The 26,410-nt window shown below is 73.0% G+C and carries 24 protein-coding genes and 1 pseudogene; 8 read left to right on the top strand and 17 right to left on the bottom strand.

Features of this window, described 5'->3' with window-relative positions; all coding sequences use genetic code 11:
• Positions 1 to 253: 253 nt before the first annotated feature.
• Both AB0G74_RS15850 and AB0G74_RS15855 read right to left on the bottom strand, forming a co-directional pair.
• On the bottom strand, positions 254 to 1,159 hold the full coding sequence (locus AB0G74_RS15850) for a class I SAM-dependent methyltransferase (protein WP_361145904.1): 906 nt from the start codon (positions 1,157 to 1,159) through the stop codon (positions 254 to 256).
• Positions 1,160 to 1,337: 178 nt separating this feature from the next.
• The gene (locus AB0G74_RS15855) at positions 1,338 to 1,937 is read right to left on the bottom strand and encodes a TetR/AcrR family transcriptional regulator (protein WP_361145907.1); all 600 of its coding nucleotides are present in this window, start codon (positions 1,935 to 1,937) and stop codon (positions 1,338 to 1,340) included.
• 70 nt (positions 1,938 to 2,007) lie between these two features.
• On the opposite strand from AB0G74_RS15855, the gene AB0G74_RS15860 reads away from it, so the two are divergent.
• Positions 2,008 to 2,838, top strand: a complete 831-nt coding sequence (locus tag AB0G74_RS15860) for a class I SAM-dependent methyltransferase (protein ID WP_361145910.1) — start codon at positions 2,008 to 2,010, stop codon at positions 2,836 to 2,838.
• A 163-nt stretch (positions 2,839 to 3,001) separates the two neighbouring features.
• Positions 3,002 to 3,589 carry a dihydrofolate reductase family protein gene (locus AB0G74_RS15865; RefSeq protein ID WP_361145913.1) on the top strand — a complete coding sequence of 196 codons (588 nt, stop codon included), beginning with the start codon at positions 3,002 to 3,004 and terminating at the stop codon, positions 3,587 to 3,589.
• A 40-nt stretch (positions 3,590 to 3,629) separates the two neighbouring features.
• Here the strand turns inward: AB0G74_RS15865 and AB0G74_RS15870 are convergent, their stop codons facing one another.
• On the bottom strand, positions 3,630 to 4,484 hold the full coding sequence (locus AB0G74_RS15870; protein ID WP_361145916.1) for an alpha/beta hydrolase: 855 nt from the start codon (positions 4,482 to 4,484) through the stop codon (positions 3,630 to 3,632).
• A gap of 62 nt (positions 4,485 to 4,546) precedes the next feature.
• Between AB0G74_RS15870 and AB0G74_RS15875 the strand changes: the two genes are divergently transcribed.
• On the top strand, positions 4,547 to 5,137 hold the full coding sequence (locus AB0G74_RS15875; protein WP_361145919.1) for a TetR/AcrR family transcriptional regulator: 591 nt from the start codon (positions 4,547 to 4,549) through the stop codon (positions 5,135 to 5,137).
• A gap of 40 nt (positions 5,138 to 5,177) precedes the next feature.
• On the opposite strand, the gene AB0G74_RS15880 is transcribed toward AB0G74_RS15875, so the two are convergent.
• Positions 5,178 to 6,176 carry an NADPH:quinone reductase gene (locus AB0G74_RS15880; protein WP_361145922.1) on the bottom strand — a complete coding sequence of 333 codons (999 nt, stop codon included), beginning with the start codon at positions 6,174 to 6,176 and terminating at the stop codon, positions 5,178 to 5,180.
• Between the two features lie 88 nt (positions 6,177 to 6,264).
• Complete coding sequence (locus tag AB0G74_RS15885; protein ID WP_361145925.1) at positions 6,265 to 7,950, bottom strand: CocE/NonD family hydrolase; 1,686 nt, start codon at positions 7,948 to 7,950, stop codon at positions 6,265 to 6,267.
• A gap of 97 nt (positions 7,951 to 8,047) precedes the next feature.
• Here AB0G74_RS15885 and AB0G74_RS15890 point away from each other — a divergent pair.
• The 4 genes and pseudogenes from AB0G74_RS15890 to gdhA all read left to right on the top strand — a co-directional run.
• A pseudogene (locus AB0G74_RS15890) lies at positions 8,048 to 8,761 on the top strand (TetR/AcrR family transcriptional regulator); the annotation flags it as partial.
• Positions 8,762 to 9,292: 531 nt separating this feature from the next.
• Positions 9,293 to 9,496: a cold-shock protein gene (locus tag AB0G74_RS15895; RefSeq protein ID WP_007502648.1), complete on the top strand. Its 204-nt coding sequence runs from the start codon at positions 9,293 to 9,295 to the stop codon at positions 9,494 to 9,496.
• 89 nt (positions 9,497 to 9,585) lie between these two features.
• The gene (locus tag AB0G74_RS15900) at positions 9,586 to 11,226 is read left to right on the top strand and encodes a DEAD/DEAH box helicase (protein WP_361145929.1); all 1,641 of its coding nucleotides are present in this window, start codon (positions 9,586 to 9,588) and stop codon (positions 11,224 to 11,226) included.
• Positions 11,227 to 11,478: 252 nt separating this feature from the next.
• Entirely contained in the window at positions 11,479 to 12,837 is a 1,359-nt protein-coding gene (gene gdhA / locus AB0G74_RS15905) for an NADP-specific glutamate dehydrogenase (RefSeq protein WP_361145932.1), read from the top strand.
• A gap of 49 nt (positions 12,838 to 12,886) precedes the next feature.
• Here the strand turns inward: gdhA and AB0G74_RS15910 are convergent, their stop codons facing one another.
• Positions 12,887 to 13,657, bottom strand: coding sequence for a methyltransferase domain-containing protein (locus AB0G74_RS15910; RefSeq protein ID WP_361145935.1), 771 nt, complete (start codon positions 13,655 to 13,657; stop codon positions 12,887 to 12,889).
• A gap of 309 nt (positions 13,658 to 13,966) precedes the next feature.
• On the opposite strand from AB0G74_RS15910, the gene AB0G74_RS15915 reads away from it, so the two are divergent.
• Positions 13,967 to 14,713, top strand: a complete 747-nt coding sequence (locus tag AB0G74_RS15915) for a phosphatase PAP2 family protein (protein ID WP_361145938.1) — start codon at positions 13,967 to 13,969, stop codon at positions 14,711 to 14,713.
• Positions 14,714 to 14,753: 40 nt separating this feature from the next.
• On the opposite strand, the gene AB0G74_RS15920 is transcribed toward AB0G74_RS15915, so the two are convergent.
• Genes AB0G74_RS15920 through AB0G74_RS15970 form a run of 11 tightly spaced genes read right to left on the bottom strand, consistent with a single transcriptional unit; the run spans position 14,754 to position 26,410 of the window.
• The gene (locus tag AB0G74_RS15920) at positions 14,754 to 16,109 is read right to left on the bottom strand and encodes a glutamate-1-semialdehyde 2,1-aminomutase (RefSeq protein WP_361145941.1); all 1,356 of its coding nucleotides are present in this window, start codon (positions 16,107 to 16,109) and stop codon (positions 14,754 to 14,756) included.
• An 8-nt stretch (positions 16,110 to 16,117) separates the two neighbouring features.
• Complete coding sequence (rfbC, locus tag AB0G74_RS15925) at positions 16,118 to 16,669, bottom strand: dTDP-4-dehydrorhamnose 3,5-epimerase (protein ID WP_361145943.1); 552 nt, start codon at positions 16,667 to 16,669, stop codon at positions 16,118 to 16,120.
• Complete coding sequence (locus tag AB0G74_RS15930) at positions 16,666 to 17,910, bottom strand: polysaccharide pyruvyl transferase family protein (protein WP_361145946.1); 1,245 nt, start codon at positions 17,908 to 17,910, stop codon at positions 16,666 to 16,668. The genes rfbC and AB0G74_RS15930 overlap by 4 nt, the downstream gene beginning before the upstream one ends.
• Complete coding sequence (locus AB0G74_RS15935; RefSeq protein ID WP_361145949.1) at positions 17,907 to 18,854, bottom strand: glycosyltransferase family 2 protein; 948 nt, start codon at positions 18,852 to 18,854, stop codon at positions 17,907 to 17,909. The genes AB0G74_RS15930 and AB0G74_RS15935 overlap by 4 nt, the downstream gene beginning before the upstream one ends.
• Positions 18,851 to 20,155, bottom strand: a complete 1,305-nt coding sequence (locus tag AB0G74_RS15940) for a hypothetical protein (protein WP_361145952.1) — start codon at positions 20,153 to 20,155, stop codon at positions 18,851 to 18,853. The genes AB0G74_RS15935 and AB0G74_RS15940 overlap by 4 nt, the downstream gene beginning before the upstream one ends.
• Positions 20,152 to 21,435: a DUF4910 domain-containing protein gene (locus AB0G74_RS15945; RefSeq protein WP_361145955.1), complete on the bottom strand. Its 1,284-nt coding sequence runs from the start codon at positions 21,433 to 21,435 to the stop codon at positions 20,152 to 20,154. Before AB0G74_RS15945 ends, AB0G74_RS15940 begins: the two co-directional genes overlap by 4 nt.
• The gene (locus AB0G74_RS15950) at positions 21,423 to 22,448 is read right to left on the bottom strand and encodes an SDR family oxidoreductase (RefSeq protein WP_361145957.1); all 1,026 of its coding nucleotides are present in this window, start codon (positions 22,446 to 22,448) and stop codon (positions 21,423 to 21,425) included. The genes AB0G74_RS15945 and AB0G74_RS15950 overlap by 13 nt, the downstream gene beginning before the upstream one ends.
• Entirely contained in the window at positions 22,433 to 23,098 is a 666-nt protein-coding gene (locus tag AB0G74_RS15955; RefSeq protein ID WP_361145960.1) for a PIG-L family deacetylase, read from the bottom strand. The genes AB0G74_RS15950 and AB0G74_RS15955 overlap by 16 nt, the downstream gene beginning before the upstream one ends.
• A complete protein-coding gene (locus AB0G74_RS15960) occupies positions 23,095 to 23,907 on the bottom strand; it encodes a glucose-1-phosphate cytidylyltransferase (protein WP_361145963.1) in 813 nt (270 codons plus the stop codon). Before AB0G74_RS15960 ends, AB0G74_RS15955 begins: the two co-directional genes overlap by 4 nt.
• The gene (locus tag AB0G74_RS15965) at positions 23,904 to 25,139 is read right to left on the bottom strand and encodes a class I SAM-dependent methyltransferase (RefSeq protein WP_361145966.1); all 1,236 of its coding nucleotides are present in this window, start codon (positions 25,137 to 25,139) and stop codon (positions 23,904 to 23,906) included. Before AB0G74_RS15965 ends, AB0G74_RS15960 begins: the two co-directional genes overlap by 4 nt.
• Positions 25,136 to 26,410: a glycosyltransferase gene (locus AB0G74_RS15970; RefSeq protein WP_361145969.1), complete on the bottom strand. Its 1,275-nt coding sequence runs from the start codon at positions 26,408 to 26,410 to the stop codon at positions 25,136 to 25,138. The genes AB0G74_RS15965 and AB0G74_RS15970 overlap by 4 nt, the downstream gene beginning before the upstream one ends.

Here is a 26,410-nt window from a genome sequence, read left to right on the forward strand (position 1 = left end):
AAAGCTACGAGGCAGGCCTGCACCTCCGAGGATCGATCATGTGGCTGAAGCACATCACGTCAGCCACATGATCCGAACCCCAAACAGCTCCTAGGTCGTTTCTTTCGGATCAGGCTGGGTTAGTGAGCGGGGTCTGGTGCCGTGGATCGCAAGGCGGAGGAATGAGCCACTGCGGAGCATTGGCGATTGACGACAACGCGGCGAGGCGCGGTGCCAGGGCACGCGAGCCCCAGCAAGATCCGAAAGACACGGCCTAGGGCCGGGACTTCTCCGCGAAGACCCAGCGATTGCCCGCCAGGGCGTCGTTCGGTTCCGGCAGCGGGCCCCGGCCGTGCCGGTGGGTGAACTCGAAGGGCGTGTGGACCGCCGTGGACCAGCCCGCACCCGCCAGCTCACGCACCGAGTCGGGCCGCGGGTCGAGGGCGAAGAGGTCGAGCAGATCGATCCCGATCCGCTCCCGGGTCGCGGTGTAGATCGGGCTGTCCCGGTACGCCAGCAGGTCCTTCTCCAGTTTGACCTCGTAGGCCAGGGCGCTGCCCGGCGCGCTCAGCCCGTTCAGCAGGCCGATGAGCCGGGTCTCGGCGGCGGCGGGGAGATAGAACAGCAGCCCCTCGGCCAGCCAGGCGGTCGGCGCGGCCGGGTCGAATCCGGCCCGGGTCAGCGCCGTGACCCAGTCGTCGCGCAGATCGGCCGGTACGGGTACGCGCTCCGCCTCGGGGACGGCCCGCAGACCGTCGAGTACCCGCTGTTTAAAGGCGAGGACGCCCTCCCGGTCGACCTCGAAGACCGTGCACCCCTCAGGCCAGCCGAGCCGGAACGCGCGGGTGTCGAGTCCCGCGCCCAGCAGCACCACCTGACGGGCGCCCGCGCCCGTGGCCCGCAGCAGATAGTCGTCGAGGACCCGGGTCCGCAGCCCGAAGTAGCGGGCGAACCGTCCCCACAGCGGATCGGCTTCGCCGTCCGGGACGTCCCCGGGGCTCACCGGCCAGCCCGCCGAGACCGGCGCGGCCCGGACGAAGTGCTCGGCGTACCGGTCCCGGGCCAGGCTGTCGCCGCGCCGGGTCTCGATCGCACGCGCCGCGGCGACCAGGAGGGCCGTGACTCCGATGCCCCCGGCTATTCCCTCCGCCCCGGCGGGGCCGTGCGCGGTAACCGTCATGGGTCCTCCCGGAACGTGGGCTGAGGGCACGGTTCGTCGGACGTACGAGCGCCTCACTCTCCAGCCATCGACGGCGTGCCCGCAGGACGAGCCCGGCACGTTCACCCGCACGAATGACCATGCGCACAGTCGACCGAAATCACCCCGGGCGCAGGCCGGTTCGGAGCCCGGCCCACGGTCACGGCACCGTACGCTCCGCACCGGAGACCACCGCCGTCACGACCCGGCGGACGTCCTCGGCGCCCGGCCGAACACCGTGCCGGTCGGCGAAGAGCAGATGCGCCGCTCCGATCAACGTGGGGGCGAGGACGTCGGTATCGGCGTCCGGGGCGATCCGGCCGAGCGCGCGTTCGGCGCTCAGATAGGCCCCGATCCCGGCGACCGCGTCGGCGAGGACGGGAACACCGGCGGGCCGGGTCCCGCGCAGCCGGTCCCGCAGACCGTCCCGCGAGACGAGCAGACCGATCACGGCCACCGCGACCGGGTCGAAGAAGTCGAGCAGCGCCCCGGTGAGACGGTCGGCGACGGTCCCGGTCCCGGCGGACCGGAGCAGGACGGCGGACCAGGTCTCGATCCGGGCGATCCGGTCCCGTACGAGTTCGGCGAGGAAGGTGTCGAAGTCGGCGAAGTGCCGGTGCAGCACGCCCTTGGCGCAGCCCGCCTCCAGGGTGACGGCCCGGCTGGTGAGGGCGCTCGGCCCGGCCCGGAGCAGGACGCGCTCGGCGGCGTCGAACAGTCGGCCCCGGACATCGCTGATGGCCACTCCCGTGGGCGCCACGGCTCTCCACATCTTCGTGATCGGTCGGTAGGCGTTGACGAGTGGGCATGTGCCCACTCACAGTGGGCACATGCCCACTTTACCGCCGGAACGTTCCGGTGACCCCGGATCCGCGTCCCATCACCACCGCCGGGTGGCGGAGTCGTTCGGCTCCGACGCCGCACGCTACGACCGGGCGCGGCCCGGTTATCCCCGGGCGCTGGTCGAGCGGATCGCCGCCGCAGCACCGGGCCCCGACGTCCTGGACGTCGGCTGCGGTACCGGAATCGCGGCCCGGCTGTTCGCCGCGGCCGGCTGCCGGGTGCTGGGGGTCGACATCGACGCCCGGATGGCGGAACGGGCCCGCGCGCACGGACTCGCCGTCGAGGTGGCGGCGTTCGAGTCGTGGGATCCGGCGGGCCGGACCTTCGACGCCGTCGTCTCGGGGCAGAGCTGGCACTGGGTGGACCCGGTCGCCGGGGCCGCCGCGGCGGCCCGGGCCCTGCGCCCCGGTGGCGTACTGACACTGTTCTGGAACGCGGGGCGACCGCCGGACGAGCTGGCGGCGGCCTTCGCCGAGGTCTACCGCCGGGTGCTGCCCGGCTCGCTCGCCGCCCGGCGGTCGGCGGCGGACGCCCCGGACGGCTATGCGGCGCTCTGCGACACGGCGGCCGGGGGGATCCGGCGGACGGCCGGGCTCACCGCGCCCGGACGGTGGCACCACGACTGGCAGCGCGCCTACACCCGGGACGAGTGGCTGGACCAGCTCCCCACCCAGGGCGCCTTCACCCGGTTGCCGGAACCCCGTCTGACGGAGGCGCTGTCCGGGGTCGGAGCCGCGATCGACGCGGTGGGCGGCGCGTTCACCATGCGGTACACCACGACGGCGGTCGTCTCGACGCGGGACGGCACCACCGTCTGACCCGGACCGGCCCGGTTCCGGAGCCCGTCCGGCGTTCCGGTCACGGATCATGGCCGTACGGCGACCGTGAGCGGTGTCCCGCCGCCGTCCGGTGAGTTTCGCCGTGCTCTGCGGTCTGCACTTCCGACACCGGATCCACCCGCGACCGAAGGGGGCAGGCACCGTGCCCGCCAGCTATACGTTCGACGTCTTCTCCAGCCTCGACGGCTTCGGCTCCTACGGCGGCGACGGGGACTGGGGCGGCTACTGGGGCAAGCAGGGCCCCGAACTCCTCGAACACCGGCTCGCCCAGTACAGCGACGACCAGCGCATGGTCTTCGGGGCCAATACCTACCGGGAGTTCGTCCAGCTCCTCGATCCCGAGACCGGGGTCGAGGAGGTCGGCGACCCCTGGGTGACCCGGATGACCCGGCTGCCCGCCACGGTCGTCTCGACCACCCTGCGGGATCCCCTCGACTGGCCGGGCGACGCGCGGGTCGCCCACGGCGACGCGGTCGATGTCGTCGCCCGGCTCAAGGAGGAGTCCCCGGTGCCGCTGCGCTCGCACGGCAGCCTGGCGATGAACCGGGCGCTGATGGCCGCCGGGCTGGTCGACCGCGTCCAGGTGACGATCTTCCCCGTCCTCACCGGCCGGAGCGGTACGGCCCCGATCTTCCGGGGCGCGGCCGATTTCGACCTCGAACTGGTCGACCACCGGACCCTGGACGGCCGGATCCAGGAGCTGGTCTACCGGCCCACCCGGCACGGCTGAGCCCGGCGGCCCGGGGCCCGGCTACGGGCCCCGCGGGGATTCAGCCCGCCCGCCGGAAGGGCTCCGCCCCGGTCTCCGCGAGGAAGCCGGTCAGCACCTCGACCAGCCGTTCGGGCTGGTCCTCGGGGACGAGGGTGGACGAGTCGGCGATCTCCACCAGCCGCCCCCGCGGATACAGCCCGGCCAGCCGGGGGCCGTGCTCACGCGGCATCAGCCGGTCCTCGGCCGCCCAGACGACCAGGACCGGACGGTCGAACTCCCGCAGCCGCTCGCTCATGGCCAGCAGGGTCGCCCGGTCCGGCGCCCCGGTGGCGAACTTGGCGAAGTCCCGGCGAATGGCGCCGCTCCGGCTCGCGGGGGCGAACCAGTCGTTCATGATCTCGTCGGGGATCCCACGCAGGCTCATTCCGCCGTAGCCGGACCGATGGTGGCGGAACGCCGGGATCCGCATCAGTTGGGTCAGCAGCCGGACGCCGCCGGGGAGCCCGCACACCCGGGCCATCGCCTTGGCGGGCCCCGGCGGGAAGTTGTCGAACGCCTCGCAGGCCACCAGCACCATCCGCGCGATCCGTTCGGCCCGTCCCTCCGACACCAGGAACTGACCCCCGCCCCAGTCGTTGAGGACGAGCGTCACCTCGTCCAGACCGAGCCGTTCGATGAACTCGCCCAGCAGCAGGGCGACTCCGGTCTGCGACAGATCGGCGTCCGGCTTCATCGGTACGCGATGGCCGCCGAGCGGCAGGGTCGGCAACACACAGCGGTAGCCGTCCAGCAGCGGGATCACCTTGCGCCACTGGGTCTCGTTCATCGGCAGTCCGTGCGCGAAGACGAGGACCGGCCCCTCGCCGCCGGTGTCCTGGTAGTCGATCGACCCCGATGACAGTTCGATTCGCATATCGCACCCTCACTTGATAGATCGTTCTACTGTAATCTTGGGGGAACAGGGAGGCGGAGGCAATGGAACAGTCGGATACCCGGGCCAGGATCCAGGGCGCGGCCACGGTGCTCTTCCGCCGTCACGGCTACGCGGCCACCGGTCTCAAGCGGGTCGCGACCGAGGCGGAGGCGCCGTTCGGCTCGATCTACCACTTCTTCCCCGGCGGCAAGCAGCAGCTGGCCGAGGACATGATCCGTACCTCCGGGCCCGCGTACGGCCGGATGGTGCTGACCCTGCTGGACACCGTGACGGACCCCGCCGAGTCACTGATCAGCGCCTTCGACGCGGCCGGAGCCGATCTCGCCTCCACCGGTTACGCCGACGCCTGCCCCATCGGGACGATGGCCCTGGAGGTAGCCAGCAGCAACGAGGTGTTGCGGACCGCGACGGCGGAGGTCTTCGACGAGTGGACCGAATCCGCCGCCCGGTGGTTCGGCCGCTGGGTGGACGACCCGGCGGAGGCCCGCTCGCTCGCCCGCTCGATGATCATGATGCTGGAAGGGGCGTTCATGCTCAGCCGGGCCGGCCGCGATCCGGAGCCGCTGCGGGTGGCGGGCCGTTCGATGGCCGAACTGCTGCGGGCCGCCGTCGCGCGGAACGGAGCCGGGTGACGCCGGTCGGTGGCCGCGTACGGCCGCGGACCGGCCTCGGTCAGGGGCGCTTCGGCGCGGGCTCCACATCGAGCACGATCCGGCCGTGGCCGCCCGCGTCCACGGCGTCATGGGCGCGGGCGATCTCGTCGAGCGGGAAGCGCTCCCGTACGGGGACGGTGAGAGCGCCCGACGCGGCGGCGGACGTCAGCTCGCGGGCCGCCTGGCGGCGGGCCCGAGGCGGGAAGTCGTCGCTGCCGAGCAGCCGGAGCGTGACGTTCTTGAAGAGCAGTTCCCAGAACGGCAGCGGGGCGGGGTCGGCCCGGGTGGCGTAGGCCGCGATCACCGTGCCGTCCCCCGCGACGGCGGCGTCCAGCGGCCCGTTGTCGGAGAGGGACACCTCGACGATCCGGTGCACCGCGCCACCGGGCGCGTACGCCCGCAGCTCCCCCGCCGGATCGGCACCGTCGAGGGCGACGACCCGGCGCGTCACGGCCGGGTCGGTCTCCGGCAGATCCCCGGTCCGTACCACCGTGCCCAGGACGGTCGCCCCGCCCCAGGCGGCGAGTTGGGCCGCCAGCGAGCCGACGGCGCCGAGGACACCGTGCACCAGGACGGTCAGCCCGTCGACCGGGCCGTCCGCGAAGACCGCCCGGTGGGCGGTGATCCCGGGGATGCCGAGACAGGCACCGAGGTCGTCGGCGACCGGCGCGGGCATGGGTACGGCCCGGTCGGCGGGGACGACGGTGTAGCGGGCGGCCGTGCCGAAGGGACGGTACGACTGAGCCCCGTACACCCAGACCCGTTCCCCCGCCCGGCGGTCGGGCACCCCCTCGCCCACGGCGTCCACCACGCCCGCCGCGTCGCTGTGCGGGATCACCACGGGACTGGGCATCCGGGAGCCGAGCCAGCCCCGGCGTTTCTTGGTGTCGCCCGGACTGACCCCGGACACGGCGACGCGTACGCGTACCTCACCGGGGCCCGGTACGGGGTCGGGCAGCTCCCCGACCCTCAGCACCTCGGCGGCCGGGCCCTGCTCCTCGTACCAGGCGGCTCGCATCCGGCACCTCCCGCTCGGCGGTATCCGCCGTTTCGAGCCTACGGCGGCCGACGCGGCACCGCCCCGCGGAGAGACCCCGCCGGGTCGGTCACACCCGCCGCACGGCGGGTGTCGTCAGGGCCGAGTCCGCGTGCAGCGTGATCCGTACCGGTACGAAGGTGGTGGCGTCCGCGTGTGGTTCGCCGGTGCCGGGGTTGCGGGCGTACCGGGGGTGGGCCCCGCCGCTGATCTGCCAGCGGATCCGGTGCCCGGCGGCGAAGCGGTGGGCGGTGGAGCCCATCGGCACGGTGATCCGCGAGGTCGCGTCGCCGACGGCGCGGATCCGGCCGAGCCCGTCGCAGATATTGACGGAACGACCCCGGGGATCCACATCGCAGAGGCGGGTGAAGACATCGGCGTGGCCGGTGTCCGTGGAGACGCTCAGCCGGGCGGAGACCGGGCCGAGGACGTCCAGGGGCTCGGTGAGCGGAGGGCCGGTGAAGGTCAGTACGTCGCCCCGGCGTTCCAGGGTGCCGTTGTCGCGGGCACCGGCGCCCGGGGAGAGCAGCGGGCCGCCGAGGGAGGGGGTGGGGTCGTCCGGGTCGTAGCGGAACGACGCCAGCGGCGTGGATTCGGCGGGCGCCACCCGGGTGAGATGGCCCTCGGCGGTGGGGAACCACTCCCCGGCGTCGGCCAGGGCCGGCGGCCAGTCGTCGAGGTCCCGCCACTCGTCCTCGCCTCCGACGTGGACCCGGACCCTGGTGGGGCGGAGGCCGGAGGGGTCTCCGCACAGATGCGCCCGCAGCCAGGCCAGGCTCTCGGTGAACACCTCGGGCCATCCCTTCCCCAGGGCCGAGGTATGGGTCCAGGGGCCGACGAGCAGGGCGGTCTCGCACCCGGCGGCGCGCAGTCGGCGGTACTGCCCGACGGTCTGGCCGCCCAGTACGTCGTGCCGGCCGGTGATCAGGGCGGTCGGTACGGTCAGCCGCTCGGCCACCGGCGTCAGGGACGCGCCGCGCCAGTACGGGTCCTCGGCGTCCGGGTGTGCCAGTACCTCGTCCAGCCAGGGCACCTCGCCGCCGAGGGCGGACGGGAAGGCCCCGCGCAGCGGGCGCGCCGTCGTGACGGCGCGCAGCCGCCGCCGCAGTCGCAGGGTGGCCCTCAGCAGGGGGCCGACCCCCTGGTGCTGGTAGGTCAGACCGGAGCCGACGGCGAGGGCGTTCTCCAGGCGGAGCGCGCCGTCCGCGTAGAAGAGGGCATACGGGTCGTGCAGCCCGACCTGCACCACCATCGCCTTCAGCTCCGGCGGCGGGTCCTCGGCGAGGGCCCACTGCACATAGCCCAGGTAGCTGGGGCCGATGGTGCCGAGCCGTCCGTCGAACCAGCTCCGCCCGCGCAGCCAGGAGACCGCGGCCCGGCCGTCGGCTGCCTCGTTGCGCCAGAGGTCGAACGCGCCGCCGGAGCCGCCGGTGCCCCGGCAGCTCTGGAGCACCACGTGGAAGCCCTGTTCGGCGAAGAGGACTCCGTACAGCGGTGACCACGGCAGGCCCCGGCCGTAGGGCGAGCGGACCAGGAGGGTGGGGAAGTCGCCGTCGGCGCGCGGGAAGTAGTGGTCGGTGATCAGCGGGCTGCCGTCGGCGGCCGGTGCCGACAGGCCCGGCTCCCACCCGACGTCGTACCGCCCGGCCGGAAGGCGGCGCCAGGTCGCCCTCATGATCCGGGCGCCCAGTGGCGGCCTGCCCGGCGGTGGTGTCCGAACCGATCGCGCCGCGGGGTCGTGCGCGGGTGCCGTCATGGTTTCCCCTCCTCGATATCCGTACGTTGTACGAGAATAGAGGATGCTTGGATGAGCCCCGCAAGGGCCGCCCCGATCGAGGGAGGGAGCGCGGACCATGTCCCGCGAAGAAGGGGCCGACACCCCCGGTGTCGACCCCGAGCAGCTCTGGCTCCGCTGCACCCGGCCCCGCAGGGGCCGCAAGCCCGCCTACAGCCGGGAGGCGATCACGGCGGCGGCCGTCGACCTGGCGGACGCGGAGGGGCTGGAAGCGGTCACCATCCGGAGGGTCGCCGCCCGGGTCGGCGCGGGCACCATGTCGCTCTACAGCTACGCCCCCGACAAAGAGACCCTGCTGGAGCTGATGGTCGACCACGTCAGCGGCGAACTCTCGGCCACGGGCCCGCCCACCGGCGACTGGCGGACCGAACTGAAGGCCATCGCCCGTCTCCAGCGGGCCCATATGCTGCGACACCCCTGGCTGCCCGCCGCGCTGGCCGCCCGCCGCACCCCGGGCCCCCACGCCCTGGCCTTCCTCGAACGCGCGCTGGCCGCCCTGCGGCCCAGCGGACTGGACGGCGCGGCGAAGCTGGAGGTCTTCGCCCAGCTCACCTCGTTCGTGGCCGGGCACGTCGCCCACGAGATCGCCCGGGACACGGCCGCCCGCTCCCCCGACCGGATCGCGGCCGAGGCCCGCTACCTCGCCGCCGTCGCCGCGGACGGCCACCACCCGGAACTCGCCGAGGCGCTCGCCGCCCCCGGGCGCCCCCTCACCCCCGAAGCCACCTTCACCCGGTTCCTCAATCGGCTGATCGACGGTCTCGACTCCGAGCCCGCGGACTCCGAACGGGCGGACGCCGGGCCGACGGGCACCGAACCGGCGGACCGCGAACCCGGACCGGCCGCCGGGCCCACCCGGGCCCGGCTGACCGAGGTCGGCCGCGCCCTCTTCGCCGGAATCGCCCCCGACGCCCCGCTGGAGGTCGTCCCGCTCCCCGGGGAGCTGGGCGTCTGCCTCGTACACACCGTCCGCGGCGGCGGGAAGGTCTATGTCGCACCCGACGAGACGGTCCTTTTCGCCGGATCCGCGATCGACTTCGAACAAGGTCTCGAAGCATTCCGCGGCGGTGCGCGCACCGCCTGGCCGCCACCCGGCCCGGAGGGCAATGCGCCGGGGTGAACGAGCGGTCGGCGAAGGCCCCTCCCGGACCCGAACCCGCCCCCATCAGGTGTGCTAGAATGATCGTGTTGCAGTTTTGGTACCCATGAACCTATGTGCGCCTGACGGGAATGTTTATCCTCAGGCGCATTATTTGTTTCCGGCATCTCCGGATGGGGCCTCTGCCTACAGAAGGAGAGAATTATGGCTCAGGGAACCGTGAAGTGGTTCAACAGCGAAAAGGGCTTCGGCTTCATCGAGCAGGACGGCGGCGGCCCCGACGTCTTCGCCCACTACTCGAACATCGCGACGCAGGGCTTCCGTGAGCTCCAGGAGGGCCAGCGGGTCTCCTTCGACGTCACGCAGGGCCAGAAGGGCCCGCAGGCGGAGAACATCGTCCCCGCCTGATCGCCGGACGTTTGTCGGCCACACCGGGGTTCGCACCATGACGGTGCGGACCCCGGTGTGGTCTGTTTCCAGGAAGGCAGAGAAACCGCATGTCCCGTAGGCCCCAGAAATCCCAGCGGCGCGGCTCGTCCCCGCGGCCGGCCGCGGCGCCGCCCAAGGAGTTCCGGCTGCCGGAAAGCACGACGCCCGCCCTTCCTCCCGTCGCGGACTTCGCCGACCTGGACATGCCGGCCCCGATGCTGGAAACCCTCGCCGCGCAAGGTGTGCACACCCCGTTCCCCATCCAGGCCGCCACACTGCCCAACTCGCTCGCGGGCCGTGACGTGCTGGGCCGGGGCCGGACCGGCTCCGGCAAGACGCTGGCGTTCGGACTGGCGCTGCTCGCCCGGACGGCCGGGGTGCGGGCCGAGTCCGGAGCGCCCCTCGCCCTGGTCCTGGTGCCGACCCGTGAGCTGGCCCAGCAGGTGGCGGACGCCCTGACCCCGTACGCGGCGGCCGTGAACATCCGGCTGACCACGGCGGTCGGCGGGCTCTCCATCAACCGGCAGGCCGCCGCGCTCCGGCGCGGGGTCGAGGTCCTGGTGGCGACCCCCGGACGGCTCAACGACCTGGTCGACCGGGGCGAGTGCACCCTGGGCCAGGTCCGCGTGACCGTGCTGGACGAAGCCGACCAGATGACCGACCTCGGGTTCCTCCCGCAGATCACCAAGCTGATCCAGCAGGTACGGCCGGACGGGCAGCGGCTGCTCTTCTCGGCCACCCTGGACCACAACATCGACAAGCTGGTACGGCGCTTCCTCACCGACCCCGTGGTGCACTCCGTGGACCCGTCGGCGGGCGCGGTGACCACGATGGAGCACCATGTGCTCCATCTCCTGGACGAGAGCGACAAGAAGGCCGTCACGGTCCGGATCGCGGCCCGTGAGGGCCGGGTGATCCTCTTCCTCGACACCAAGCGCTCGGCCGACCGGCTCGCCAAGCGGCTGCTGGCGTCCGGGGTCCGCGCGGCGGCACTGCACGGCGGCCGGACCCAGCCGCAGCGCAACCGCACCCTGGAGCAGTTCAAGAACGGCCTGGTCACCGCGTTGGTGGCGACGAACGTCGCGGCCCGGGGCATACATGTCGACGACCTCGACCTCGTGGTGAACGTCGATCCGCCGACCGACCACAAGGACTATCTGCACCGCGGCGGCCGGACGGCCCGGGCCGGCGGCTCCGGCAGTGTGGTCACGCTGGTCCTGCCCGAGCAGAAGCGGGACGTCTCCCGGCTCATGTCGGACGCGGGCATCAGCCCCCGGACGTCCCGTGTCCGGTCGAGCGACCCGGAGCTGGCCGCCCTCACCGGCGCCCGCGAACCGTCCGGCGTGGCCGTGACCATCGAGGTCCCCCGGCCCGAGACGCCGAAGAAGGACCGTCCGGCGCGGAAGACCGGCACGGAGCCCGGACGGCGGTCCGGAAGGCGCCGCCGGGGCGAGGGCGGCGACGCGCCCGCGTCGGGGGCCGGGGCCGGGTCCGGCAGCCGCGGTTCCGCCCGGACGGGTGCGCGGAAGGGCCGCGAGGAGGGCGCCACGACCGGGACGACCGGCCGTCGGAGCCCGGCGGGCACCACCGCCTCCGACCGGGGCACGGGCGGCTCGGGGCGTCGGCGCGGCGGTCGCCGTCCCGCCACCGGCACCGGCGCGCCCCAGTCGGGTTCCCGGAGCGGCGGCAAGCCGCCCAGGTCCGGCTGAGAACTGGTCCGGCTGAACAAGTCCCCCACGGCCCTCCGCGCCCCGCGCGGAGGGCCGTTCCGGGTTCCGGAGGCCCGTTTCCGGTTCCCGGAGCGCGGCCCGCCGGAGCCGGCACTGGTCAAGTTGTCCTATGAACGTCACACTTGACCCGTCCCGCGTACGGCAATGGCGCCGGGCGCTCCCCGACGGACCGGGCCCGGGCGAGCCGTAACGGCGCCTGCCCCGGTGACGGCCGTGCCAGAAAGGCATTACGTGACGACGCGAACCGATCAGCAGACCGTGCTCGGCGACATCCTGGCCGGAATCGAGCGGCGCAACCCCGCGCAGCCCGAGTTCCTCCAGGCGGTCCACGAGGTGCTGGAGACCCTGGGGCCGGTACTCGCGGCCCGGCCCGAGTTCGCCGATTCCGGGCTGGTCGAGCGGCTCTGCGAGCCGGAGCGGCAGATCGTGTTCCGGGTGCCGTGGCAGGACGATCGCGGGCGGGTCCGGGTCAACCGGGGTTTCCGGGTCGAGTTCAACAGCGCGCTGGGCCCGTACAAGGGCGGTCTGCGTTTCCACGCGTCGGTCGATCTCGGGGTCGTCAAGTTCCTGGGCTTCGAACAGATCTTCAAGAACGCCCTGACCGGTCTCGGGATCGGCGGCGGCAAGGGCGGCAGCGACTTCGACCCGCACGGCCGCAGCGACGCCGAGGTCATGCGGTTCTGCCAGTCCTTCATGACGGAGCTGTACCGGCACATCGGCGAGCACACCGACGTACCGGCGGGTGATATCGGGGTCGGCGGCCGGGAGATCGGCTATCTCTTCGGCCAGTACCGGCGGATCACCAACCGCTGGGAGGCCGGGGTGCTGACCGGGAAGGGCGCGGGCTGGGGCGGCTCGCTGATCCGCCCGGAGGCCACGGGGTACGGCAATGTGCTCTTCGCCGCCGCGATGCTGCGGGAGCGCGGGGAGGACCTCGAAGGGCAGTCGGCGGTGGTCTCGGGCTCCGGCAATGTCGCGATCCACACCATCGAGAAGCTTTGGGCGCTCGGCGCCAACCCGGTGACCTGCTCGGACTCCTCCGGATACGTCGTGGACGAGAAGGGTGTGGATCTGGAGCTGCTGCGGCAGATCAAGGAGGTCGAGCGGGGCCGGGTCGACGCCTACGCCGCCCGCCGGGGCGCTTCGGCCCGGTTCGTCCCCGGTGGGAGCGTCTGGGACGTCCCCGCGGATGTCGCGCTGCCGTCGGCGACCCAGAACGAGCTGGACGAGAACGCCGCGGCGACGCTGATCCGCAACGGGGTGAAGGCGGTCTCCGAGGGCGCGAACATGCCGACGACTCCCGCGGCCGTCCAGGCGTTCCGGGGCGCGGGGGTCGCCTTCGGTCCGGGCAAGGCGGCCAACGCGGGCGGGGTCGCGGTCAGCGCCCTGGAGATGGCGCAGAACCACGCCCGTACCGCGTGGCCCGCGCGGCGGGTCGAGGACGAGCTGACGCGGATCATGAACGACATCCACGCCACCTGTCATGAGACCGCCGCGCGTTACGGCGCCCCCGGGGACTATGTGACCGGCGCCAATATCGCGGGCTTCGAGCGGGTCGCCGACGCGATGCTGGCCCAGGGCCTGATCTGACGACGGCGCTCCCCCGGCCCCGCCGTCGCTTCGGCGGGGCGCCCCGCCGTCAGGCGTTCTTCCGGAAGACCAGGACCTCGGTGGAGGCGACGCCCATGGGGGCCGGGAAACCGGCCTCCAGGGTGCAGCCGAGGGTCTCGAAGAGGTCGACGCACATCCGGCGGGGCATCGCCGCCGGATACGAGTCGTGGCCCGAGCCGCCCTTGGTGGCCCAGGCGTGCACGGTGTCCGGATCCAGACAGGTCTCCGTCATCACATCGAAGACGATCCGGCCGCCGGGCCGGGTGACCCGGGCCATCTCGTAGAAGTAGCGGACGGCGCAGAGGAAGGTGACGGTGTTGAAGACCTTGTGGGCCTGGACGAGGTCGACACTGCCGTCCGGGGTGGGGGCGAGGCTGGAGCCCGAGGTGGGCCGGGCGACCACCCCGAAGGTGGAGACCAGATAGTCCGCCCAGGGCGCGGCCGTCTCATAGATCTCGTAGCGCCCCGGTGAGCACTCCTTCAACGTCTTCTCCAGATAGCGCCCCGAGCCGGGGCCGATCTCCAGGACGGTTTCCGGCTCGGCGGCGTAGACCCCGAGTCCGCGCAGTTCGTCGATGGTGAACCGGGTGGCGCCGGGCGTTCCGTTCATGACCTCGTCGATATGGTCACCGATCGAGAGTCCGGCCGCCTTCGCGGCCCGCATCGTCGCCTCGAACGGCAGGAAGTCGTCGACGCCGCCCTGTACCCGGGTACTGCGGACGATGTCGAATCCGGCCCGCCCCAAGATCCGCTTGACTCTCGACCTCAGTACTGACTTCGCGCTTGCGACCGCGTTCATGAGCCATGACCCCCCAGGTCGATTCCGCCCCCGCCGGTCAGCAGCATAGGAGTGCGGACGCCGCCGCGCAGCGGGAATCGGACTTCGCCGTGGAATCTCACCGGAGTTGTACTGGAATCGCATGGAAATAGCCACGGAATCACCGGGAACCGATTTCCGGACATGGGTGACGCAGGGAAATGGCATCCCCGCTCCGGAATCCGCGGACCGCCGGTCCGGTCAACCTTCCGGAGGCGGTTTGCCGGGACCGGTGCCGGGAAAGGGTGGCAGCGGGAACCGGGGGACGGGGAATGAGGAGGGCCGCTGTTTATGACCGCCTTTCGGCCGGACAACGGGCCGCCTTCCCGCACCGCCGGGGAAATCGACGATCCCGGACGCCGTCGGCCGCCCGGGGGCGGGGAGCCGTCCGGCACCCGGCCGGAACCCGGGGTTCTGCCGTCGGCGCTGCGGCCGGCGCTCGGGCCCGTCGCGGTGCTCGCCGCGCTGTTGGTCGCGGTGCTGGGTGTGCTGTACGCGGGGCATGACAGCCCCGGCCCGCTGGACGGCTGGTTCCGGCCGGAGCGGGACGGGGTGGCACCGCCGTGGCGGTACGCCGCCCTGGCCGTGGACTTTCTGGCGGAGCCCGCCGGGGCGGCCGTTCTGCTGTCGGCCGCCGTGGCGGGCTGTCTGGTCCGGCGGCGGCCCCGGGCCGCGGTGTTCCTGGTGGTCGGCGCCGTACTGACGGTCGGGGTGACCAAGGTGCTGAAACCCCTGGTGGGACGGACCATTCACGACGGCTTTCTGTCCTATCCCAGTGGGCATACCGGCTTTCTGACCGCCTTCGCCGTGATGGTGGCGCTGCTGGTGGCCGGTCGGCTCGGGTTGCGCCGGACGCCGGGCGTCCTGCTGGTCCTGGCCTCGGCGCTGGTGGCCGGGGCGGTCATGGGCTGGGCGCAGGTCGCGCTGGGCGCGCACTATCCGACCGATGTGCTCGGCGGCTGGGGTACGGCGCTGGCGGTGGTGCCGGTGACGGCGTGGCTGGTCGACCGGACGGCCGCCCGGTGTCGGCGCGACTGATGCCGGGTCGGCGTCCGGTTGGGACGGCCCGGCCCCGGCGTCACGCCCGGCGGCGGAAGACCGGCTTCACCGGTCGTCCGCCCAGCCAGGGGGTGGGGTCCCCGGCGTCCAGCGCCTTGCGGTAGACCGCGCAGGCGCGGGCCACGGTGTCGACGGTGTGCTCGATGTCGGTCTCGTCGAGCGCGGCGCTGACCACGAACGACGGGGCGAGCACGCCGCCTTCCAGGAGTCCGCGGAGGAACAGGGTGCGGTACTCCTGCGACGGCCTGCCGTGCTGGTCGAGGGTGGCGAAGACCAGATTGCTGGCCCGGCCCCGGACGACGACGTGGTCCCCGACGCCCGCCCCGGCGGCGGCGGCGCGGACACCGGCGGCCAGCCGTTCGCCGAGGGCGTGCAGCCGGGCGGTGACGCCCTCCTCGGTGTAGGTGGTGAGGACGGCGATCGCGGCGGCCAGGGAGTGGGTCTCCGCGCCGTGGGTGGTCGAGAGCAGGAAGACCCGGTCGCCGGGGTGGCGCAGCCCGCCGCGCGCCATGAACTCGCGCCGCCCGGCGAGGGCGGCGACGGCGAACCCGTTGCCCAGCGCCTTGCCGAAGGTGGAGAGGTCGGGGACGACGCCGTACAGCCCCTGGGCGCCCGCCTCGGACCAGCGCAGGCCGGTGATCATCTCGTCGAAGACCAGGAGACAGCCGTAGCGGTCGGCCAGTTCGCGCAGTCCGGCGAGGTAGCCGGGCGGGGGCTCGGTGTGGGCGGCGGGTTCGAGGATCAGACAGGCGATCTCGTCCCGGTGCCGGGTGAGGAGTTCCTCGGTGGCGGCCAGGTCGCCGTAGGGGAAGGAGACGGTGAGTTCGGTGGTCTGGGCCGGGATCCCGGCGGACATCGGGGTGGTGGCGATGAACCAGTCGTCGGTGGAGAAGAACGGATGGTCGGCGCAGACGGCGACCCGGGGGCGTCCGGTGACGGCCCGGGCCAGGCGTACGGCGGCGGTGGTGGCGTCGGAGCCGTTCTTCGCGAACTTCACCATCTCGGCGGTGGGTACGGTGGCCAGAAAGCGTTCCGCGGCCTCGATCTCCACGACGGAGGGCCGGACGAAGTTGCTGCCTCGGTCGAGTTCCCGCCGGACGGCCTCGATCACCCGTGGATGGGCGTGGCCGAGGCTGACCGAGCGCAGGCCGGAGCCGTACTCGACATAGCGGTTGCCGTCGACGTCCCAGACATGGGCGCCCTTGCCGTGGCTGATGACCGGGGCCAGGTCCTCGGGGTACTGGTCGTCGCCCTTGGCGTAGGTGTGCGCGCCCCCCGGGACGAGGGCGTGCAGCCGTTCGTTGGCCCGCCGCGACCGGGGCAGCGGAAAGCCGTCGGTATCGGCGGCGGTTTCGGTTTCGGTGTCGGTGTTCATCCGTCGCCTCACCCCTCCAGGTTCCGCAGCACGTCGGCGAGGCTCGGCGCCTTCCGGTCCCGGTCGGAGACGGCGACGGCGGGCAGCGGCCAGGGCACGGCCAGTTCCGAGTCGTCGTAGGCGATGGTGACGTCCTCGGCGGGATCGTGCGGGCGGTCGATCCGGTACGAGACGTCCGCGATCCCGGTCAGGGCCTGGAAGCCGTGCGCGCAGCCCGCGGGGATGTACAGGGATTCCTGGGTCTCGCCGGAAAGTTCGAAGGTGGCCAGGGCGCGGTAGGTCGGTGAGGCGGGCCGCAGATCGACCACGACGTCGAAGATCCGCCCGTAGGAGCAGCGCACCAGTTTCGCCTCGCCCGCCCCGGAGCGCAGATGCAGTCCGCGGAGCACGCCGAGGACGGAGCGGGAGACGCTGTCCTGGACGAAGGCGTCCGGGTCGATTCCGGCCGCGCGGACGACCTCGGCGTCGAAGGTACGGCAGAAGAAGCCGCGTTCGTCGGCGTACGGCACCGGTTCGAAGAGATACGCGCCGCTGATCCCGGGGATCGCGATCGCCTTCATGGTGTCTCCCGTGTGGTGTGGGCGGGGGTGGGGCCGGTGGTGGCCGGGAACAGGGCTTCGGTGAGGGCGGTGAACTGGTGCGCGAGGCCGCGGGCGGCGGCCCGGTTCCGCTCGGCGAGGGTCCGTCGCAGCCGTGGTGATTCGGCCTCCAGTTCGCGGAACTGGGCGAGCAGCCGGTCGGCGTCGACCGCGCGGGCCGGATGGCAGTAGGCCCCGAGGCCCATCCGGTTCATCAGGGCGTCGCTCTTCGCCGCGTAGCTGAGGGCCAGGGTCGGCGTTCCGGCCTTCAGGGCGCAGACCAGATTGTGGTAGCGGGTGGCGACCACGGTGTCGGCGGCGGCCGTCTCCTTCATCAGGTCGGCCAGTGATGTCGCCCCGGCGGCGGTCACCAGCGGTGAGTCCACCGCTTCGAGGATCGCGGCCACGGCCAGGGCGTCGACGTCGTCGCCGGTGAGCAGCCGGACGGGGCGGCCTTCGTCGGTCAGCGCGCGGACGAAGCGGATGACGCCGTCGAGATAGCGCCGGTGGATGTCGTCGGCCCTGGCGCGGTCGTCGTTGCCGCCGTGGAAGTCCATGACGCCGACGCAGACGGGGCCCGGACCGCCGGACTTCGGGCTGGGGTCCGGTGCGGGCAGGGCGAAGGCGAGGTCGGGGTAGACCTCGTCGCCCGCGGTGTCGACTCCCATCCCCCGGATCGCGTCGCGGGAGAGGGTGTCCCGGTAGGAGCGGTAGGCGGCCAGCCGGGCCGACCAGCGCACCAGGGCGCGGGTGGGCGCGTTCCGGATCGGGGCGGCCCCGACGCCGACCAGCGCGACCCGGGTGCCGAGGAGTCGGCCGGTGGCGCAGAGCAGGAAGAGGGAGTACGGAAAGCCCCACGGGCGGAGCGGCAGGGTGGCCTCCAGGACGCCCATCCCCGGCACGATCACCACATCGTGCTTCCGTACCCAGGCGGCGGTACGGAGCACGTCGACGGCTTTGCCGAGGCCCTTGCCCGCGACGGCGCCGAGGCGGGACGCGGTGCGGTACTCGCCCCGGTACCAGTGGAGCCGGGTGGCGGGGATGCCGTACCGGGCGGTGACGTTCTCCGGGCCGCCGCAGAGTGCGTCGACGGCCGCGTCGGGGTGTTCGGCGCGCAGATAGCCGAGGACGGCTTCGAGCGATCCGTCGTTGCCGAGGTTGCCGGAGCCCAGCAGGCCGAACACTCCGACGCGGACGGGGGGCCGCCGGGTCGCGGGGCTCACGGCCGCCTGCCTTCCCGCCCGGCGACCAGGGCGTCGACGGAGACGGTGAGCCGGTCCGGGTCGACCGGGGCGCGGTCCTCGACCCGCTCCCCCGCGCCCGGCCGGGTCCGGCTGGTCAGCCAGTCGGCGAGGTGGCGGTAGCAGGCGCGCCGCTCGGCCGGGGAGAGCGGGGACCGCCGGATCGCGGCGACGAATCCCCAGACGTATTCGGCGAGCAGCCGGGGCGTCGGGTGCAGCGGGCCCGCCCGGCGGGGGTCGAGGTTGACGCACCGGGCGCGTTTGCCGGGGTTGGCGCGTTCGGCCCGGGTGGGGTGGTCGCGGCGGAAGTACAGCAGCTCCGGCACCTGGTGGAAGGGGCCGTGCAGGGTGATCTCGGCGACGAAGGTGCGGTCGGCGTGGTGGTAGCTGTCGTGGGGGCGGACCCGGCGCAGCACATCGGCCCGCATCACGCCGTAGAAGTCGTCGCCGCCGGGTTCGAAGAGGAGGCTGCGGAAGCGTTCCGGGGCGTCGGGCGAGTGGGTGGCCAGTCCGTAGGCATACGGGACCTTGACCCGGCCGTGGCCGTCGATGACGGCCTGTCCGCTGTGGGCGAGGATGATCTCCGGGCGGTCGTCCAGCGCCTCCACGCAGCGCCGCAGCAGGTCCCGGGCGTAGAGGTCGTCGTGGGAGGCCCATTTGAAGAGTTCGCCGCGGCACTCGGTGAAGACGTAGTTGTGGTTGGGGGCGGCGCCGATGTTCCGGGGCAGCCGGAGGTAGCGGATCCGGGGGTCGCGGGCGGCGTAGCGGCGGCAGATGTCCTGGGTGCCGTCGGTGGACGCGTTGTCGGATATGACGAGTTCGAAGTCCTCGTAGGTCTGGCCGAGCAGGGCGTCCAGTGATTCGGCGAGATACTCCTCACCGTTGTAGACGGGCAGGCCGATGCTCAGCCTGGGGTGGGTGCTCATGAAGTCCTCACTTCGCGAAGGGTGTTCCGGTGGCGCTCGCGCAGGGCCGACCGCAGCTCCAGCCACCAGACGGCGGAGCCGGTGACGGTGGCGGCGGCGACGCCCCAGGCGGAGCCGGACGTTCCGGCCAGGGCCGCTCCGCCGAGTCCGCCGCCGACGTAGCAGGCGGAGGCGAACAGCTGGCTGCGCAGGCTGCGGCGGGCCGCGGCGAGGGCGCGCAGTCCGGCCGCCGCGCCGACGCCGAGTCCGGCGCCCGCGACGCCGAGCGCGGCGGGCACGATCAGTTCGGCGGCGCCGGGCCAGACGTCGCCGAGGACGAAGGCACCGGCCCGGTCGGGGACGAGCAGCAGGGCCGCGCCCCACAGGAGGGCTCCGGCGGCCTGTCCGCCGCCGAGCAGCAGACAGAACCGGCCCAGCCGGTGCGGGGCCTGCCGCAGGACGCGGGCCGCCTCGGCGACGGTGACGAGGGAGAGGCCCATCAGTACGGCGAGGAACGGGCCGAGGAGCAGTTCGGCGCCCCGGATCACGCCCACCGCGCCGAGGCCGGCGATCGCGCCGAGCCCGTACGCCCGCAGTTGGGCCGCCCCGGCCACCCCGGCGTTCTCGACCAGATAGCGGTAGCCGAGGTCGCGGTGGGCGCGGAGCCAGCCGCGGACCGCGGTCAGCCGGGGCCGGATACCGGACTGGAGGCAGCCGTATCCGGCGGCCACCCCGGCGGCGGCGCCCCAGGCGAGGACGAACGCGGCCACCCCGCCCGCCCGGGCCGCCAGGACCATCGCGGGGACGAGCGCGATACCGCCGAGGAGATCGTTGGCGAACGCCTTCCGGCCGGTCCCGGCGGCGAAGAAGGTGAACCGCCAGGCGTCCTGGAGCAGCAGTCCGGGCAGGACGGCGCCGAGGGCCGCGAACGCGGTCCCCACCGGGCCGCCCGCGGCGAGTCCGGCGGCGGCGCAGACCGCGCCGACGGTGAGGGCGACGCCGAGCGCCGTCCCGGTCGACCGGGCGGCGGCCGTCCGCCAGTCGGCGGCCGGGACCCCGCTGAAGCGGACCATCAGCGGGTCGGTGGCGAGCCCCCGGGAGACGCCGAGGACCACTCCGTAGGTCACCCAGGCCAGGCTGAACACGCCGAACGCGGCCAGCCCGGCGGAGCGGGCCACGTAGATGCCGACGGCGAAGTTGGTCAGACTGCAGACCGCCTGGTCGGCGAGTCCCCAGGAGAGCCGCCCGGCGACGGCCCGGCCCGCCGACCGCCGGGCCGCCGGGTCCTTCGTCCGCTCCTTCCCGGTGGTCATCGGCGTCATGCCTTGATCAGTCCGGCGGCGGCCAGGGCGTCGGCGGCGGCGGTGACCGTGTCGAAGGGGAGTCCGGACCGTTCGGCGACGTCGAGCAGTCCGTGCTCCCCGTCGGCGAGGCTGAGTACCCAGAGCATGGCCATCTGCGCCTGCTGGGCGTCGCTGCGCCCGCCGAGGGATTCGTAGAGTCCGCGGCGGCCGAGCTGGGGTTCGCCGTAGGGGCTGAGGTTGACGTATTTCCGGTCGGCGTCGAGGACGGCGCACGCCTCGCGGCAGACGGCGAGGGTGTCCGCCATCGCCTCGGGCGAGACGAAGTCCGGGTCGTCGGCCGAGGTGTGGTACTCGGGGTAGCCGGCGTACGGGGTGCGGGTGAGGGAGCCGACCCCGAGGTCGAACCCGGGCGAGCAGAACTGCCGCTCGTCGTAGCCGTACGGGGTGAAGTCGGTGATCCGGTGCGGGCGCCCCGAGGTCTCCAGGACGTACCGCATCACCCGGTCGATCCCGGCGTCGCCGCGCCGGCTCCGTTTGTACGTCAGCCCGCCGCGGTCCCCGGCGCAGGCCAGGACCAGTCCGTGCCGGACCCGGTCCAGCCGGTCCGCGTTCCGGGCCAGCCAGGTGATCGCGCCGATGGTGCCGGGCGCGAACAGGAACCGGTAGGTGTACCAGGGGGTTTCCCGGGCCAGCGCCCGCGCCAGCTGGACGGCGACCGCGATCCCGGCCAGGTTGTCGTTGGCCAGCGACGGGTGGCAGACATGGCAGGAGACGATCACCTCGTCGGCGACCCGGCCGGGGACGACGTGTTCGGCGTAGGTGAGATGGCCGTCCGTGAGGGTGGAGTCGATCCGTACCTCGTAGTCGCCGTCCGGCAGCGCGTCCAGGGTGTCCTGGGAGAGGCAGAACCCCCAGGTCGGCCGGTAATAGCTGGTCCGGTACGGCACCCAGGCGGGCCGGTCGGGCAGGGTGTGCAGACGGTCGCGCAGTTCGGCCAGGGGCATGGTGGCGGCCACGGGCACGCTGTAGCCGAGGACGTGCAGGCTGGAGGCGGCGAAGTCGACGACGCGGTGTCCGGCGGGGTCGGCGATGTACGCGTCCCGGATGTTCCACTCCTGCGGCACCGTCCAGTCCAGGACCCGGGTTCCGGTCGGCACCTCGTGGACGGTGAGCGGGATGTGCTCGCCGATGATGTCCAGGGTGGCGCGCACCCCGTCGCCGGTGATGCTGCGGCAGATCGGGTAGAGCCGCTTCACCAGGTCGTGCATCTCCTCGCCGGGCCCGGTCACCGGCGCCACCGGAGGGTTTCGTCGACGGCGCCTTCGCCGGAGGCCGCGCGCAGGACCGCCAGCCGGGTGAAGCGCCGTTCGAAGTCCTCGCGGGTCAGGCCGTGTTTCCGGTAGGCGTCGGCGAGTTCGAGGGCGCCGCGCTTCACGGTCCATTCGCAGTCGAAGCCGGGGATCGCGGCCCGGAACCGGGAGAAGTCCACCCGGTACGAGCGGGGGTCGGCGCCGGTCTCGCCGGTGATCACCACTTTCGCCCCGGCCACGGCCTCGGCGACCTGTCCGGCGATCTCGGCGACCGTGACGTTGTTGGTCTCGCCGCCGATGTTGAACGCCCGGTCGTGGACGGCTTCCCGGGGCGCGGTCAGGGCCGCCGCGAAGGCCCGGGCGATATCGGCGGCGTGGACCAGCGGGCGCCAGGGCGTGCCGTCGGAGAGCACCAGGACCTCGCCGGAGAGCAGGGCGTGGCCCACCAGGTTGTTGAGCACGATGTCGGCCCGGAGCCGGGGCGAGTAGCCGAAGGCGGTGGCGTTGCGGAGGTAGACGGGGGTGAAGTCGTCGTCGGCGAGGGCGTGCAGATCGTCCTCGACCCGGACCTTGGACTCGGCGTACGGGGTGACGGGGCGCAGCGGGGCGTCCTCGGTGACCAGTTCGCCGCCGCCCGCGGCGCCGTAGACGGAGCAGGTCGAGGCGTACAGGAAGCGGCGGACCCCGGCGTCGCGGGCGAGCCGGGCCAGTCGTACGGACGCGTGGTGGTTGATGTCGTAGGTGAGGTCGGGCGCCAGGGCTCCCAGCGGGTCGTTGGAGAGCGCGGCGAGATGGATCACCGCGTCGATCCCGGTGAGGTGGTCGGCGGTGATGTCGCGCAGGTCGACCCGGTGTCCGGGCGGGTCGGCGGGCGCGGGGCCCAGGACGCAGTCGGCGAAGAGTCCGGCGTCGAGTCCGGTGACGTCATGTCCTTCGGCGGTGAGTACCGGGGCCATCACGGTGCCCAGATAGCCCTGGTGTCCGGTCAGCAGCACGCGCACGGGTCGTCCCCCAGATCGAGAGTGATCTTGTTGATGTCGAAGGCTTCGGCGTAGCGGGAGTGGCATTCGATGCCGCGGATCCTGGCGAGGCCGAGGAACGCCTCGCGGTCGTACCAGGGCCGGTGGCGCTGGGAGGGGTAGTGCTCCTGCAGCAGCCGGACCTTGCGTTCCGCGGTCTCGGGCGTCAGCGGCTGGTACGCGGCCGGACGGCCCAGGTCGCCGTCCCATTTGACGATCTCGTAGCCGAGGACGAGATGGTCGCGGAAGGCGGTGGTCATCAGCCGGGCGAGGCCCCGGTGGTCCTGGTGGGCGTCCTCGGTGCGCGGGGCCAGGACGAGATCGGGCTCGGTCCCGGCGCGTAACTCCTCGACGGCGTCCTTGGCTTCCGCCCAGTGGGCGGGCAGCCGGCCGTCGGGCAGTTTGAGTACGGTCAGCCGCAGGTCGGCGCCGGGGCAGAAGGCGGCGAGCGCGGCTCGTTCCTCCTGCTCCCGTTCGCCGCCTCCGCCGGAGAGGACCAGCGCGTCGACCCGCAGACCGGGGTGGGCGAGGCAGAGGGTGAGCAGGGTGCCGCCCGCGCCGATGGCGATGTCGTCGCAGTGCGCGCCGACCGCGGCGACGGCGGCCGGGCGACCGGCCCGGAGCCGGATCACGCGGTTCTCGTTCCGGTGCCGCCCGCGGCCGTACCGGGCCGTTCCCAGACGGTCCACGGGCGGTCGCCCCGGGTGTAGGCGGCGTCGAGCGCGGCCCGCTCCTTCACGGTGTCGGTGGGCTTCCAGAAGCCCCGGTGCCGGTAGGCCACCATCCGGCCCTGTTTGGCGAGTCCGGCGCAGCCGTCGGCGACCAGGTCCCCGTTCTCCGGGATGTGGTCGAAGACCTCCTGGCGGAGGACGAAGTAGCCGCCGTTCTCCCAGAGCGGCAGCTCGCTGACCGCGGTGATGCCGCCGACCAGGCCGTCCTCGCCCAGGTCGACGCAGTGGAAGGAGGACTGCGGCGGTACGACCATCATCGAGGCGCCCGCGTCGCGGTCGGCGAACCGGTCGATCATCTCCGGCAGCGGGGCGTCGGTGAGGACGTCGGCGTAGTTGGCGAGGAACATCTCGTCGCCGTCCAGGTGGTGCCGTACCCGGCGCAGCCGTTCCCCGATCGGGGAGGCGATCCCGGTCTGGACGAAGGTGATCCGCCAGGAGGCGATATCGGTGGAGAGCAGTTCGGTCCGGCCGTTGCTGAGGACGAAGTCGTTGGAGGCGGTCTCCTCGTAGCTGAGGAAGTAGTTCTTGATGTGGTGGGCGCCGTGGCCGAGGCAGAGGATGAACTCGGTGTGCCCGAAGTGCGCGTAGTAGCGCATCACATGCCAGATCAGCGGGCGGGGGCCGACCATCGCCATCGGCTTGGGGACGTCGTCGGCCGCTCCGTCGCGCATCCGGAGTCCGTAACCGCCGCAGAACAGGACGACCTTCATGGCTTGACCTCGACAATGCTCAGTTCCGGGATGGGGAAGACCAGCCGGCCGCCCCAGGCGTGGACGTAGGAGAGCTGTTCGACCAGTTCGTCCCGCAGGTTCCAGGGCAGGACGAGGACGTAGTCCGGCTTGTCGGCGGCGATCCGCTCGGGCGGCAGGATCGGGATCCGGGTGCCGGGGGTGAATCTGCCGTGCTTGTAGGGGTTGCGGTCGACCGTGTACGCCAGCAGGTCGGGCCGGATGCCGCAGTGGTTGAGCAGGGTGTTGCCCTTGCCGGGGGCGCCGTAGCCGACCACGGTCTCCCCCCGTTCGGCGGCCTCGACGAGGAACCGCAGCAGGTCCCGGCGGACCTTGGCCACCCGGGCGGAGAACTCGGTGTAGCCGGACAGCTCCTGGAGGCCGGCGGCCTTCTCCCGGTCCAGGACCTCGGCGACCCGGCGGGTCGGTTCCCCGGCCGCCTCGGCGGGCCGGGCCCAGAGCCGGATGGAGCCGCCGTGCGTGGGCAGCAGTTCGACGTCGACCAGGGCGAGTCCGCCGCTCGCGAGCGCCCGGGCCGCGGCGGCGACCGTGTAGTACTGGAAGTGCTCGTGGTAGATGGTGTCGTACTGGTTCAGCTCCATCAGGGTCAGCAGATGCTGGACCTCGATGGAGACCCAGCCGTCGTCGGCGACCAGGGCGCGCAGGCCCCGGGTGAATCCGATCACGTCGGGGATGTGGGCGTAGACGTTGTTGGCCACGACCAGGTCGGCCGGGCCCTGTTCGGCGCGGACGGCGGCGCCGACGGCCGGATCGAGGAACTCCGTGAGGGTGGGCACCCCGGAGTCCCGGGCCGCGGCGCCGACGTTCACCGACGGTTCGATGCCGAGGCAGCGGATCCCCCGGTCCACCAGGTGCTTCAGCAGATAGCCGTCATTGCTCGCCACCTCGACCACGAAGGCATCGGGGCCCAGGCCCAGCCGCTCGACGGCCCCGGTGACGAAGGTCCGCGCGTGCTCCACCCAGGAGGTCGAGTACGAGGAGAAGTACGCGTACTGCGTGAAGGTCTCCTCCGGGGTGATCAGCGGCGGGATCTGCGCCAGCCAGCACTCGGTGCAGACCCGCAGATGCAGTGGGTACGTATGCTCCGGGCGGTCCAGTTCGTCCGCGGCGAGAAAGCTCTCGCACGGCGGAGTGGCGCCCAGGTCGACGACGCTCGCGGTCGCCGACGAGCCGCAGAGCCGGCATCGTGTCATCTACTGCCCCCATCCCGCCCGCGCGGGTGTCCCCGGCGCGGGCCAGTGTGTCCACCGTCCTCCGGCGGCGGGCCGTCCCCGCCACCGGAGCGCACCGCGATCGCGGTGCGGTATCCGTCCATCAGTCGCTCCAGCCCGACAGCCGGGCTGAAGCCCCGCTCGTAGCGGCGCCGGGCCGCCGCGCCCAGCGCCCGGTTGACGTCCTCTCCGGCCGTGATCCGGCGCAGACAGGACGCGAGGGAGGCGGCGTCCCCGGGCCGGTGCAGCAGCCCGGTCACCCCGTCCTCGACGAGTTCGACGAAGGCGCCGTGACCGGCGGCGACGGTCGGGACCCCGGCCGCCATCGCCTCCACGACCACCAGGCCGAACGCCTCCAGCCAGGTCGAGGGGGCCACCACGGCGACCGAGCGCGCGATGGCCTCGCGGCACTCCCGGGGGTCGTAGAGACCGGCGTACCGGACGTCGTCCCGGCCCGCCGCCCACTCGGTCACCTCCCGCTCCAGCGGCCCCGCCCCGGCGATCACCAGCGGTACGCCGAGCCCCCCGGCGGCGGCGATCTCGTCCCACGCGGCCATCAGCAGCCGGACGCCCTTGGTCTCGGCGAGCCGGCCGAGATAGAGCAGTTGCTCACCGGGGCCCGAGCGGCGGGTCTCCGGTTCGGGGACGAAGTTGTGTTTCACCGTCAGCCGCTCGGCGGGCATCCCGGACCGCACCAGGACGTCCCGCTGGGCGGCGGAGATGCAGAAGAACCGCTCCACCCCGGTCCACCAGCGCCGCCGGTTGACCGAGAGGCCGATCGCCAGGGGTACGGTCGCCAGCCGGGAACTCCGGTAGCAGCCGTGCCGGACGGCGGGCAGCGGTGTCGATCCGACGCACTCGGTACAGGGCCGGCCGTCGCGGCGGAGCGTGCCGGGCGGGCAGATCTGGGTGTAGTTGTGCAGGGTGGCGACGGCGGGTACCCCGGCGTCGGTACAGGCGGCGAGTACGGCGGGCGACAGCAGCGGGAAGACGTTGTGGACATGGACCACGTCCGGCCGTTCGGCGCGCAGCCGGGCGGTCAGCTCCCGGCGGGCCGCCGGATTCCACGGCACCAGCAGCGGCACCGCGGCCTTGCCCGCCAGGGAGCGGCGGGCGATGTCGTCGCTGCGGCGCTCGAAGAGGCCGACCCGGTGGCCGGCCGCGCGCAGCAGCGCCACCTCCTGGTCGACGACGTTGTTCTCCCCGCTCGGCTGGGCCGAGGAGTAGCGGTTGTGCACCACCAGGACATCCAT

The sequence above is a fragment of the Streptomyces sp. NPDC020875 genome, assembly GCF_040641415.1.
Taxonomy (GTDB): Bacteria; Actinomycetota; Actinomycetes; order Streptomycetales; family Streptomycetaceae; genus Streptomyces.

Bases quoted from the DNA above. Each gene is read 5' to 3' on its own strand.
- AB0G74_RS15965 (WP_361145966.1), bottom strand. From the start codon at position 25,139: ATGACACGATGCCGGCTCTGCGGCTCGTCGGCGACCGCGAGCGTCGTC.
- AB0G74_RS15935 (WP_361145949.1), bottom strand. From the start codon at position 18,854: ATGAGCACCCACCCCAGGCTGAGCATCGGCCTGCCCGTCTACAACGGT.
- AB0G74_RS15880 (WP_361145922.1), bottom strand. From the start codon at position 6,176: ATGCGAGCCGCCTGGTACGAGGAGCAGGGCCCGGCCGCCGAGGTGCTG.
- AB0G74_RS15970 (WP_361145969.1), bottom strand. From the start codon at position 26,410: ATGGATGTCCTGGTGGTGCACAACCGCTACTCCTCGGCCCAGCCGAGC.
- AB0G74_RS15920 (WP_361145941.1), bottom strand. From the start codon at position 16,109: ATGAACACCGACACCGAAACCGAAACCGCCGCCGATACCGACGGCTTT.
- AB0G74_RS15940 (WP_361145952.1), bottom strand. From the start codon at position 20,155: ATGACGCCGATGACCACCGGGAAGGAGCGGACGAAGGACCCGGCGGCC.
- AB0G74_RS15910 (WP_361145935.1), bottom strand. From the start codon at position 13,657: ATGAACGCGGTCGCAAGCGCGAAGTCAGTACTGAGGTCGAGAGTCAAG.
- AB0G74_RS15915 (WP_361145938.1), top strand. From the start codon at position 13,967: ATGACCGCCTTTCGGCCGGACAACGGGCCGCCTTCCCGCACCGCCGGG.
- AB0G74_RS15900 (WP_361145929.1), top strand. From the start codon at position 9,586: ATGTCCCGTAGGCCCCAGAAATCCCAGCGGCGCGGCTCGTCCCCGCGG.
- AB0G74_RS15875 (WP_361145919.1), top strand. From the start codon at position 4,547: ATGGAACAGTCGGATACCCGGGCCAGGATCCAGGGCGCGGCCACGGTG.
- AB0G74_RS15870 (WP_361145916.1), bottom strand. From the start codon at position 4,484: ATGCGAATCGAACTGTCATCGGGGTCGATCGACTACCAGGACACCGGC.
- rfbC (WP_361145943.1), bottom strand. From the start codon at position 16,669: ATGAAGGCGATCGCGATCCCCGGGATCAGCGGCGCGTATCTCTTCGAA.
- AB0G74_RS15860 (WP_361145910.1), top strand. From the start codon at position 2,008: ATGCCCACTTTACCGCCGGAACGTTCCGGTGACCCCGGATCCGCGTCC.
- AB0G74_RS15850 (WP_361145904.1), bottom strand. From the start codon at position 1,159: ATGACGGTTACCGCGCACGGCCCCGCCGGGGCGGAGGGAATAGCCGGG.
- AB0G74_RS15885 (WP_361145925.1), bottom strand. From the start codon at position 7,950: ATGACGGCACCCGCGCACGACCCCGCGGCGCGATCGGTTCGGACACCA.
- AB0G74_RS15960 (WP_361145963.1), bottom strand. From the start codon at position 23,907: ATGAAGGTCGTCCTGTTCTGCGGCGGTTACGGACTCCGGATGCGCGAC.
- AB0G74_RS15895 (WP_007502648.1), top strand. From the start codon at position 9,293: ATGGCTCAGGGAACCGTGAAGTGGTTCAACAGCGAAAAGGGCTTCGGC.